Below are 11,381 nucleotides of genomic sequence, written 5' to 3'. Positions count from 1 at the left end.
TAACGTATTTAATATGACTATTCGTGAATTTTCGCCGACGCAACCAGTGATTTTGGGCTTCGATCCAGGTAAAGATAAGTGTGGTTTAGCAGTGATGGGGCTAGATCGGCAACTACATTATCATCAAGTTGTGTTGTCAAGTGAGGCGATCGCAAGAATTGACAAACTGCGCCAAAATTACCCGATTTCCTTGATGGTGATGGGCGACCAAACTACGGCAAAACGCTGGAAACAGCAAATAACTGAACAAGTTAAAGAGCCGTTGAATATCATTTTAGTGGATGAGCGTTACACCAGCTTAGAAGCACGCGATCGCTATTGGCAAATGTACCCACCCAAAGGACTCTCGAAACTATTGCCACAAGGTATGCGACAACCACCAAGACCTATAGATGACATTGTTGCCATCCTCTTAATCGAAAGATACTTAAATCGCTTAACCGAATCAGCGGTATAAATTAATTGCGAACTTGCTAATCCCAAAGCGTCGGCTAGCTCATATTCTCACGTTCCCTATTTTCGCGTTCCCCATTACCTATTACCCATTCCCTAAAGCCTTATAACTCAGCCCGAATAGTAAAAGCATAATCTCCTCCAGGCTCTAGCTCGTAGTCTCGTTGCTCCAAGAAGCGACCGAGGGGTTCTTTAATTAACGCACGACCTTGAGAAGGCTTAACAGACAGTTCTCCCCGGCGAAAATGCCATTGAAACTGCCACTCAAAGTCACCCGCGCTGACTTCCCCTTCAAGGAAGCCGTGTTGCCAGGATTGGCGAGTAACCCTGACATGGGCAATGCTTTCTGGCAGACGTTTAGTACTCACTATGCTTTATGTCAAGTTTGAGATAAAGGTTGACCATGTAGGCTACTTCTACCATACATAGCTTAGATCCACAAACTGACATAGTGAGGATTTTTGTTGGTTGGATTGAGAATCAAATAAGCGAGAAGAGCGCTCATTTTGGGCACTAAAGTGCCCACTACGAGCTTAACCTTTACACTCAGTCATTAACTTATCGATCAAGTAGCCGATTACATCCGCAATTCGGTGCTACCCACCATCACCAAAAATCCCTTATTTTGGATTGGGAAATTATCTGATTCCATTTAGCCTGCGATCGCCTGGTTTTGTACGCCCAATGCCGCGAATTCACTCGTTCGGCTTATTCGGCTAGTTATCAAAAAATGCTGCCGGCGATGCCTACAGCAAAGGCATCGCCTTAGAGATTTTAGATTTGCCATTAACCCAAAATCTAAAATCCTAAAGCGCGAGTTATTTATTCACTGCTGCTGCTTCTCGCGCCGCAGTTGCTTGATCTGGGTGAATACCCAAGCGTGTAAGATTAATTCTACCCTTGTTATCAATCTCGCGCACTTTCACAATCACTTCATCACCAACTGCCACTTCATCTTCAACTTTGCCAACACGGTAGTCAGCTAGTTGAGAAATATGGATCATTCCTTCTTTACCGGGGAGAAATTCGACAAACGCCCCGATAGGTATAATCCGCGTCACGCGCCCGACGTAGACATCACCTTCATGCAGCTTGCGCGTCATGCCTTGGACGATGTTGCGTGCTCTTTTCGCTTTATTTTCATCCACCGCCGAAATCGTCACCGTACCATCATCTTCGATGTCAATCTTGGCACCAGTTTCTTCAGTGATACCTTTGATTGTCTTGCCTCCGGGTCCGATGACCAGACCAATCATGTCTGGGTCAATCTTAATGGTCAACAAGCGTGGCGCGTAAGGTGAAGTTTCAATGCGTGGTTGATCGATGCAGGTGAGCATTTTTTCCAGAATGTGCAATCGAGCCGATTTAGCTTGATTGACGGCTTGGGCAATGACTTCCAAAGACAAACCGGAGATTTTCATGTCCATTTGCAGGGCGGTGATTCCAGTATCCGTCCCAGCAACTTTGAAGTCCATGTCGCCCAAAAAGTCTTCAATGCCCTGAATATCGGTAAGGATTCGCACTTGGTCGCCTTCTTTAATCAGACCCATTGCCGCACCGCTGACGGGTTTGGTAATTGGTACGCCAGCATCCATCAAAGCGAGGGTGGAACCGCACACGGAACCCATTGAGGTGGAACCGTTGGAAGAAAGCACTTCCGACACGACCCGAATCACGTAGGGAAATTGCTCTTTTGATGGTAACACGGGTAAGAGCGATCGCTCTGCCAAAGCCCCGTGACCAATTTCGCGACGCCCTGGCGCCCGTAAAGGTTTGGTTTCCCCCACAGAAAAAGGCGGGAAGTTGTAATGGTGTATGTAACGTTTGGATTGGTCTATTTGCAAATCGTCGTTGAGGTTTTGGGCATCTCCGGGTGTGCCAAGGGTGCAAGCAGTTAATACCTGAGTTAGTCCCCGGTTAAATAAACCGCTGCCGTGAACTCGTCGAGGTAATAAATTAACTTGACAAGAAACAGGACGCACTTCATCTAACTTGCGACCATCAACGCGAACGTTATCTTCGACGATTTGACGCCGCATTAACTGTTTGGTAATGTCTTTAAAAGTGTTACCTAATGCTTTGCTATTTGCGGTTGCAGCTACTCGAATTGCGTCTTCTTCTGGAAGTTCGGCGATTTCGGTTTTAATTTTTTCCTTCACCTCATCCAAAGCGGTATCTCGTTCGGTTTTGGTGAAACTAAATTGTGAGAGGATTTTTTTTATTTCATCGTTAGCGCGATCGCGAATAAAATTCTCTAGCGTCAAGTCTGCTTCTGGTGCTTCTTGTTGCACCATTTGCAAACCCAGTTCTGCCATCAAATCTTCTTGCGCTTTAATTAAGTCTCGCACTGCTTCGTAGCCAAAATCAATCGCTTCGATAATATCTCGTTCTGACAATTGATTTGCCCCAGCCTCTACCATGATCACACCATCCGGCGAACCTGCGACCACCAAATCGAGGTCACTGGCTTCAATTTCTGCATAGGTGGGGTTAATTATAAAATCATCTCCCACCAAACCGACTCTGACTGCTGCCATCGGTCCATAAAAGGGTATCTGGGCAATCAGGGTAGCGATTGAAGCACCTGTAACCGCCAACACATCGGGTGGTACTTCTTCATCCATCGATAGCGTTACTGCGACAATTTGCAAATCATCCCGCAACCATGAAGGGAACAAGGGACGCATCGGACGGTCAATTAGACGGCTAGTCAGAATTGTTTTTTCTGGAGGACGACCTTCTCGCCTCATTATCCCTCCAGGAATTCTACCTGCTGCATACAGTCTTTCTTCGTAATCTACGGTGAGGGGAAGAAAATCAATGCCTTCTCTGCCTGCGGATCGCGTAGCTGTCACTAAAACTGCTGTATCCCCAGATTGTATCAAGACTGACCCACCAGCCTGGGGAGCTAGTAAACCAACCTTCAGTCGAATATCCCGCCCGTCGAAGGATATTGACTTATCAACTTCTGCCATTCAGTTTTTTTTCCTTCTATGCACGCTATTCTCTTTCTGTGGCAATCCTAACATTTATGCACTATGGCTGGGGCAAGAACGTACATACAAAGATAAACAACTGACGAAAGCACAGAGTGCGCTGTTGATCGCTTGTCGGCAATATGGCGAGGATCGCTACATAACAAAGAAGCAAAGCGGATGAATGTCTCAAACCTTATCGATTGCTACACTCTTATTAAAGGTATATTAGTTTGAAAGCTCGAAAGCCAAACATCATTGTAGGAGCGCCCAATTTTTTGGTTAACCATGACAGACCTGATGTCTAACAAAAGCATTCTTTGGTTGTACAATGAAACCATCGTGACAAACAAAGCAAATGCACCAACTGGCATTTGGCTGTAAAAAAACGCTTACAAATGCAAATTGATTGTTTTTTTTGTCGCGCCATCTTCTATTGCCCTGACGACATTATTCTCATCCCTTTTAGCTGCAAAGAAAGCAAATGATAGTTGAGAAATAAATTGCTGGGGCTACATTTGAACATCAATTATTAATTACTTTACTATTTATTAATTTGAAAAATAAAGAGAATAATTTTATTATACTATTATCGAGAAAGTCAAGTTAATAAATGGTTAATATTTATTCTACTTGATATTTTTGTTTGGATCTATTATTTCCCAAAAATAAGAGCGAAAGTAAAAAGAGAAAAGAAGCATTCTTATAAGATTTATTTTGACGAATGGCAATTTTACACGGTAGTTGGTTACTGCAAAATCAGGGCGGTTGTTTATTTGTTTGGGGAGAGACTTGGCGTTCATCGCGTGTGAATTTGTCCAATTATGCCACAGATATCCCAGCGCATCCATTTGCCATCGATGCGATGGAATTAGGGGAATGGTTAAATTCGCGTCACATGACACTTGCCAAGTTCATACCGCAAGTAGGTGACGGTAAAACTAAGAAGACAAAAGTTGCAAATAGTACTGATAATTTGCGTACTTACTCGCAAATAATTTCGTTACCGACTGATATTTTAGAAAGCGGTGAAGAAATAGCGATCGCTCCAAAACATTCTGCCACATTAGGAGACTCGACAGAATCGCCACAATACCTGCAACCTTGGCGCGTTGAGGGTTTTTGTCTCAACCCAAGTGAAGCAATGGAATTTCTCACTTCTCTACCCCTGAGTGCTAATAACGGAGAAGATGCTTTTTTAGGAGGAGATTTGCGCTTTTGGTCGCAAATTGCCCGTTGGAGTTTAGATTTAATCTCGCGAGGGAAATTTTTACCGACAATTCAAAGACAATCAGATGAGGCGTTCGCCGAAGGCGTTGGCTTTGCCATCGCCGCTAAATGGCAAGCACTAATTGATAGTGCTGTCGATCAAACTCGTCTAGAAAAATTTGCCGCGAAGATGCCTTTAATTTGCCGCACTTATAAAGTTAGGAGGAGCCAGTGCGTTGGACGGGTTCCCCGGCTTGAAGCACCTGGCGTTGAGGAGTTAGAAGTTAGGAGTCAAGAATCTCCCTTAGCAGTAGATTTTCCGGTACAACCTGCTGTATTGCTGTTGGGATTTCTTCACCAAACGATAGATTCTCAAGTTCGGCAAATGGTCGGTTCCCAACCTGTGATAGAAGCCAGGATAATGGCGTCTCTACCACCGGCGGTGAAGTTGTGGCTGCAAGCTTTAAATAGTACATCCCAGACACTCAACGCGGATACGGTGGGAGTGGAAAGGTTAGAAGCGGCGCTGAAAACTTGGACTTTGCCGGTACAATACGAACTGGCGGGAAAAACTTTATTTCGCACTTGTTTTGAACTGCGTCCTCCATCGGGGGAGGCAGATTGGACATTAGCTTATTTCTTGCAAGCGGCTGACGATCCAGAATTTATAGTAGATGCAGCCACGATTTGGGATAATCCAGTTGAGCAATTAGTTATTCAAAATAGGACAATTGAACAGCCTCAAGAAACGTTTTTGCGCGGTTTGGGGTTAGCTTCTCGATTGTACCCGCCAATTGCATCGAGTTTAGAAACGGAAAATCCTCAATCTTGCCGTCTCAATCCAATGCAAGGATATGAGTTTATCAAGTCGGTAGCGTGGCGTTTTGAAGACAGTGGTTTGGGGGTAATTCTGCCTTCGAGTTTGGCAAATCGTGGGGATATTGCCAACAAATTAGGTTTAAAAATTACCGCACAAACGGAAAATAAAAAACAGGGGCGTTTGGGTTTACAAAGTCTGCTAAATTTTGAGTGGCAATTGGCTATTGGTGGACAGACAATTTCTAAAGCGCAATTTGACAGATTGGTGGCGTTAAATAGTCCGCTGGTGGAAATTAATGGTGAGTGGGTGGAATTGCGTCCTCAAGATATTAAAACTGCCCAAGCATTTTTTGCTTCTCGTAAAGAACAAATGACGCTTTCTTTGGAAGATGCTTTGCGTTTGAGTACTGGGGACACTCAGACAATTGAAAAATTACCAGTTGTTAGTTTTGAAGCGTCTGGGGCATTGCAAGAGTTAGTTGGAGCGCTAACAAATAATCAGGCGATCGCACCTTTACCCACACCGAAAAGTTTTCAAGGTCAATTACGACCTTATCAAGAACGAGGAGTAGCTTGGCTGGCATTTCTGGAACGTTGGGGTTTAGGTGCGTGTCTTGCAGACGATATGGGATTGGGTAAAACTATTGAGTTGATATGTTTTTTATTATACCTTAAACAAGAGGAGGCGTTAGAACAACCAACATTACTCGTGTGCCCAACTTCAGTGTTAGGAAACTGGGAACGGGAAGTTAATAAATTTGCCCCAACACTCAAAGTTTTGCAATATCACGGTGACAAACGTCCTAAAGGTAAAGCGTTTGCATCAGCCGTGAAAAAGCAGGATTTAGTTATCACTAGTTACTCACTGATTTATCGAGATATCAAGTCATTACAAAGCGTTTCTTGGCAAGGAATTGTTTTAGATGAAGCGCAAAATGTGAAAAATTCTGAGGCGAAGCAGTCGCAAGCGGTGCGACAATTAGAAGCAACATTTCGCATTGCTTTGACGGGTACACCTGTAGAAAATAGATTGCAAGAATTGTGGTCTATTTTAGACTTTCTCAATCCTGGGTATTTAGGAAGTAAGCAATTTTTTCAGCGACGGTTTGCGATACCAATTGAAAAGTATGGTGATACGGCTTCTTTGAGACAATTACGTTCATTAGTGCAGCCGTTTATTTTGCGTCGTCTGAAAAGCGATCGCGAAATTATTCAAGACTTGCCAGAAAAGCAGGAAATGGCAGTATTTTGTGGTTTAACTCCAGAACAAGGCACGCTTTATCAAAAAGTCGTTGACGAGTCTTTAGCTGAGATTGAAACAGCAGAAGGATTGCAACGTCGGGGAATGATTTTAGCTTTATTGATCAAGTTGAAACAAATCTGCAATCACCCATCGCAATATTTAAAGCAAAATACTTTAGAACAGCATAATTCTGGTAAATTGCAGCGGTTAGAAGAGATGTTGGATGAAGCTTTAGCAGAAGGCGATCGCGCTTTAATTTTCACACAATTTGCTGAATGGGGTAAGTTACTCAAACCCCATTTAGAAAAGCAGCTAAAGCGAGAAACTTTCTTTTTATACGGTAGCACTTCCAAAAAACAACGCGAGGAAATGATAGACCGTTTTCAACACGACCCCCAAGGACCACCAATAATGATTCTTTCTCTGAAAGCTGGTGGTGTAGGACTTAATTTAACACGAGCAAATCATGTTTTTCACTTTGATAGATGGTGGAACCCAGCAGTAGAAAATCAAGCCACAGATAGAGTATTTCGCATTGGTCAAACTCGCAATGTACAAGTACATAAATTCGTCTGCACAGGCACTTTAGAAGAAAAGATTCATGACATGATAGAAAGTAAAAAACAACTCGCTGAACAAGTTGTTGGTGCAGGTGAAGAGTGGTTAACAGAAATGGATACAGACCAACTCCGCAACTTACTACTACTTGACCGCAGTGCAATAATAGACGAAGATGCAGAATGAAGAATTGGTTAGTAGTTAGTTGTTATTGGATAGTGGAAGCGTGGATGGTGGATGGTGGAAGCGTGGATGGTGGATGGTGGATGGTGGATGGTGGAAGCGTGGATAGTGGATGACCGTTGACTGTTAACCGTCAACCAACAACTAACAACCAACAACCAACAACCAACCAACAACTAACAACCAACAACTAACAAACAACAAACAACAAATTGATATGGCTAATGACACGCTACAAGCAAGTCGAGAATGGTGGTCACAACGGTGGCTTGATTTATTAGATTCATATCGTTTTAAAAAGCGTTTAGAACGTGCGAGAACTTATGCACGTCAGGGAAATGTTCTGAGTATAGAATTCAAAGGTGCAAAGGTATTAGCTAAGGTACAAGGTAGCGAAGTTGAACCATATAAAGTTTCTCTTTCTCTTGACCCGTTTAGTGATGAAGAGTGGGGTTATGTGATTGAAACTATGTCTAAAAGAGCGATTTTTGCGGCAAAACTTTTAGCGGGAGAAATGCCACAAAATATCGAAGATGTATTTACTAGCAATGGTCTTTCGCTGTTTCCTTTCACTTTATCAGATGTTCATAGTAAATGCTCTTGTCCTGATAAAGCAAATCCGTGTAAACATGTTGGTGCAATTTACTATCAATTAGGCGATCGCTTTAGTGAAGATCCGTTTGTACTATTTCAATTGCGCGGACGCACTAAAGAACAAATTATCAGCGATTTGCGGCAATTACGCAGCGCTAATAATCAGCAGACGCAAATAACACATAAAGAAATATCCAACAAACAATCAACAACTAGCACTCAACAAACTCTAAAAATTGACTCTTTCTGGCAGTACAATGAGCCGTTAGAGTCTTCTTTAGTAGTAATTGCGCCATCGGGAAGCGAGACAGTGTTAGATGTTTTGGGGTCAATTCCTCTAGCAAAGGAAGAAGAAAATGTAGTAAATTTAACTTCTGCTGATGTGGTAATGAAATATTTGGATACAGTCTACAAAGATGTCAGCCAGAAAGCTGTTTTAGCTGCGATGAATTTAGGAGGAAGTTGAATAAGTTTGCCGATGAACTTACCTAATATGAGATATAGTCGTTATTTACACCCAGCATTACTTTTAGTTTGATTATTTTGTTAGTAAGTTTTATTACCAATGATTGAATGTTATAAAAGCAGAGTAATCCAGTTAAAGCAACATGGAACTCCAAAGTAGAATAATTTCCGTAGAACTTGCTGATGGGACAAGTGTTAAAGTAGAAGCTACACCGATAGGCGATCGCAAAATAAATTTTCACACCCGACCTTTTAGCGAAGTAACCGACACGATAGAATCTCTGTCTAAGGAAATTGCCGAAGCATTGCACAAAGTTAAGCCAGATAGATTCACTGTGAAATTTGGTATAGAAATAGGCATTGAATCTGGAAAACTCACAGCTTTACTAGTGAAAGGTACATCTACGGCAAATCTGGAAATTACATTGGAGTGGGGTAATTAGTTGCTTGCTGAGGATATTTATTTATTGTTCTATAGGGGTAGGATTACTAGGAAAATGCTGAGACAAAAGTATTATATTAAACATAATTTTTCCGAAAAGATAGCGATCGCCTCCTTATTGCCCTCTTTCCCTCACCCATTGTCGCACTGCACGACGAATTGCCAATCTACCATCCGCTCGATTTTCTTCAATTAATTTCGGCAGTTCCCGAATTGGTAAATTTGGAAATACCATACTTGTCTCTGATTCGACATATTCCCCGTCTTGCAGGTGATAAATCTTCAATTCACCAGAGTCATAACACCAAAGTTCTGGTACTCCCAAACGAGCATAAATCCCAAAGCGATCTAAAGATTTACTTGTAACATCAATTTCTAATGCTAAATCAGGTGGTGGATCTTGATTTAAGTTTACATCGAGCCTTCCCCTAACTAAAGCTTCATTCTGGAAATAAAAGCAATTATCTGCCTCAACCCCTGCCATTTTCCTTTCTCGTCTCCAGGTAGTTGAACCATAGCTTTCATAGTTTATTTCTAATTCCTCAGCAATATCTTTGACTGCATCACTGATAACTTCTTTATAAATTTCGTGTTCAGGTAAAGGAGTCATAATTTCCAAAGTGCCGTTATCATAAGCTATGCGTGCAGCTCGACGATCTCCCAAATCTTTGAGGATATTTTCAAACTGTTGCCAGTCAATGCTGTAAAGTAGTACGCGATCGGCTCGGTGAGCAGCAATTGTCATAAACACGACCTTTTGTTACCTGTAAAAAAATTGAAATTCCTGTGTTTACACACCATTTATCGTAGAGACGTTCCGCTGGAACGTCTCTACAATACGTTAAATTTATCGACGTAATTGCAAAAAGATGCCCGATTTTCAATACAGTAAGAAAAAAGCCCCTGTTTTTCAACAGGAGCTTTAAAACTATTGATTGTCAGTGATGAAAGTTAAAAACTTTGCAACCTAGTCAAGTGGTTTCATATTCATTACTGGTTCGTTCTCACGGTTGAGACCTTTCTCAAATCCACCTGATGCTGCACGAGCGCGACCGGCGTGCCACAAGTGACCAACTAGGAAGAAGAAGCCCACGACAAAGTGGAAACATGCCAACCAAGCGCGAGGAGATACGTAGTTGAAGGAGTTAATCTCCGTAGCCACACCACCCACAGAGTTCAAAGAACCCAGAGGAGCGTGAGTCATGTATTCAGCGGCACGACGAGCTTGCCAAGGCTGAATATCGTTCTTGATTTTTTCCAAGTCAAGACCGTTGGGACCGCGTAGAGGCTCCAACCAAGGACCGCGGAAATCCCAGAAGCGCATGGTTTCTCCACCGAAGATGATTTCACCAGTAGGAGAGCGCATCAAGTATTTACCTAAGCCGGTAGGACCTTGTGCAGAACCGACGTTAGCACCCAAGCGTTGGTCACGAATCAAGAAGGTTAAAGCTTGAGCTTGAGAAGCTTCAGGACCTGTAGGACCGTAGAATTCGCTGGGGTAAGCGGTGTTGTTATACCAAACAAAGATTGAGGCGATGAATGCCATCAAGGACACAGCGCCAATACTGTAGGAGAGGTAAGCTTCACCAGACCAAATTAAGGCACGACGTGCCCAAGCAAAAGGCTTGGTGAGAATGTGGAAAATACCACCTGCAATACAGATAAAGGCAACCCAAATGTGACCGCCAATGATATCTTCCATGTTATTGACACTGACAATCCAGCCTTCGCCGCCGAAGGGGGATTTAATCAAATAACCGAAGATTGTGGCTGGGTTCAGTGTGGGGTTGGTAATGACGCGAACATCACCACCGCCAGGTGCCCAGGTGTCGTATACACCACCAAAGAACATTGCCTTCAACACCAACAGAAGCGCACCGCATCCTAAGATGATCAGGTGGAATCCGATGATGTTGGTCATCTTGTTCTTATCTTTCCAGTCGTAACCAAAGAAGGAAGAATATTCTTCTAAGGTTTCTGGACCGCGAACGGCATGATAGATACCGCCAAAACCGAGTACCGCTGAGGAAATCAGGTGCAGTACACCGACTACGAAGTAGGGGAAGGTATCGATGACTTCACCACCCGCTCCAACACCCCAGCCCAAGGTAGCGATGTGAGGTAGCAAAATCAAGCCCTGCTCGTACATCGGCTTTTCGGGAATGAAGTGAGCGACTTCAAACAAAGTCATCGCTCCAGCCCAGAATACAATCAAGCCAGAATGGGCTACGTGAGCACCCAGCAGTTTGCCGGATAAGTTGATTAGACGAGCGTTGCCAGACCACCAAGCGAATCCAGTGGATTCTTGGTCGCGTCCGCTGCCCATTACCGAAGGTCTATTAGAGAGCGTTACCACGCGGTAGTACCTCTTCAGGGAATACAAATTGTTCGTGAGGTTGATCTTGAGGAGCCATCCAAGCGCGGATACCCTCGTTCAGCA

Annotated in this window: 8 protein-coding genes; 4 read left to right on the top strand and 4 right to left on the bottom strand. The window is 43.3% G+C overall.

Annotated features, from left to right (window positions below; translation table 11 throughout):
• The first annotated feature begins 13 nt into the window (after positions 1–13).
• Positions 14–457: a pre-16S rRNA-processing nuclease YqgF gene (locus tag PI95_RS25610; RefSeq protein ID WP_039748004.1), complete on the top strand. Its 444-nt coding sequence runs from the start codon at positions 14–16 to the stop codon at positions 455–457.
• A gap of 100 nt (positions 458–557) precedes the next feature.
• Here the strand turns inward: PI95_RS25610 and PI95_RS25605 are convergent, their stop codons facing one another.
• Complete coding sequence (locus PI95_RS25605; RefSeq protein ID WP_039748006.1) at positions 558–821, bottom strand: DUF3146 family protein; 264 nt, start codon at positions 819–821, stop codon at positions 558–560.
• A gap of 450 nt (positions 822–1,271) precedes the next feature.
• The gene (locus tag PI95_RS25600; RefSeq protein ID WP_039748007.1) at positions 1,272–3,428 is read right to left on the bottom strand and encodes a polyribonucleotide nucleotidyltransferase; all 2,157 of its coding nucleotides are present in this window, start codon (positions 3,426–3,428) and stop codon (positions 1,272–1,274) included.
• Between the two features lie 724 nt (positions 3,429–4,152).
• Between PI95_RS25600 and PI95_RS25595 the strand changes: the two genes are divergently transcribed.
• The 3 genes from PI95_RS25595 (at position 4,153) to PI95_RS25585 (ending at position 8,942) form a co-directional block, all read left to right on the top strand.
• Positions 4,153–7,443: a sll1366 family intein-prone helicase gene (locus PI95_RS25595; RefSeq protein WP_039748009.1), complete on the top strand. Its 3,291-nt coding sequence runs from the start codon at positions 4,153–4,155 to the stop codon at positions 7,441–7,443.
• Positions 7,444–7,657: 214 nt separating this feature from the next.
• Positions 7,658–8,500, top strand: coding sequence for an SWIM zinc finger family protein (locus tag PI95_RS25590; protein WP_039748011.1), 843 nt, complete (start codon positions 7,658–7,660; stop codon positions 8,498–8,500).
• A gap of 142 nt (positions 8,501–8,642) precedes the next feature.
• Complete coding sequence (locus tag PI95_RS25585) at positions 8,643–8,942, top strand: CU044_2847 family protein (protein ID WP_039748013.1); 300 nt, start codon at positions 8,643–8,645, stop codon at positions 8,940–8,942.
• A gap of 114 nt (positions 8,943–9,056) precedes the next feature.
• On the opposite strand, the gene PI95_RS25580 is transcribed toward PI95_RS25585, so the two are convergent.
• Together PI95_RS25580 and psbC are read right to left on the bottom strand one after the other, a co-directional pair.
• Complete coding sequence (locus PI95_RS25580; RefSeq protein WP_039748015.1) at positions 9,057–9,686, bottom strand: Uma2 family endonuclease; 630 nt, start codon at positions 9,684–9,686, stop codon at positions 9,057–9,059.
• Between the two features lie 222 nt (positions 9,687–9,908).
• Positions 9,909–11,297, bottom strand: a complete 1,389-nt coding sequence (gene psbC / locus PI95_RS25575; protein WP_039748017.1) for a photosystem II reaction center protein CP43 — start codon at positions 11,295–11,297, stop codon at positions 9,909–9,911.
• Positions 11,298–11,381: the final 84 nt, after the last annotated feature.

This window comes from Hassallia byssoidea VB512170, assembly GCF_000817785.2.
In the GTDB taxonomy this organism is placed as follows: domain Bacteria; phylum Cyanobacteriota; class Cyanobacteriia; order Cyanobacteriales; family Nostocaceae; genus Hassallia; species Hassallia carrinoi.
This window is presented reverse-complemented; position numbering and strand designations above follow the sequence as displayed.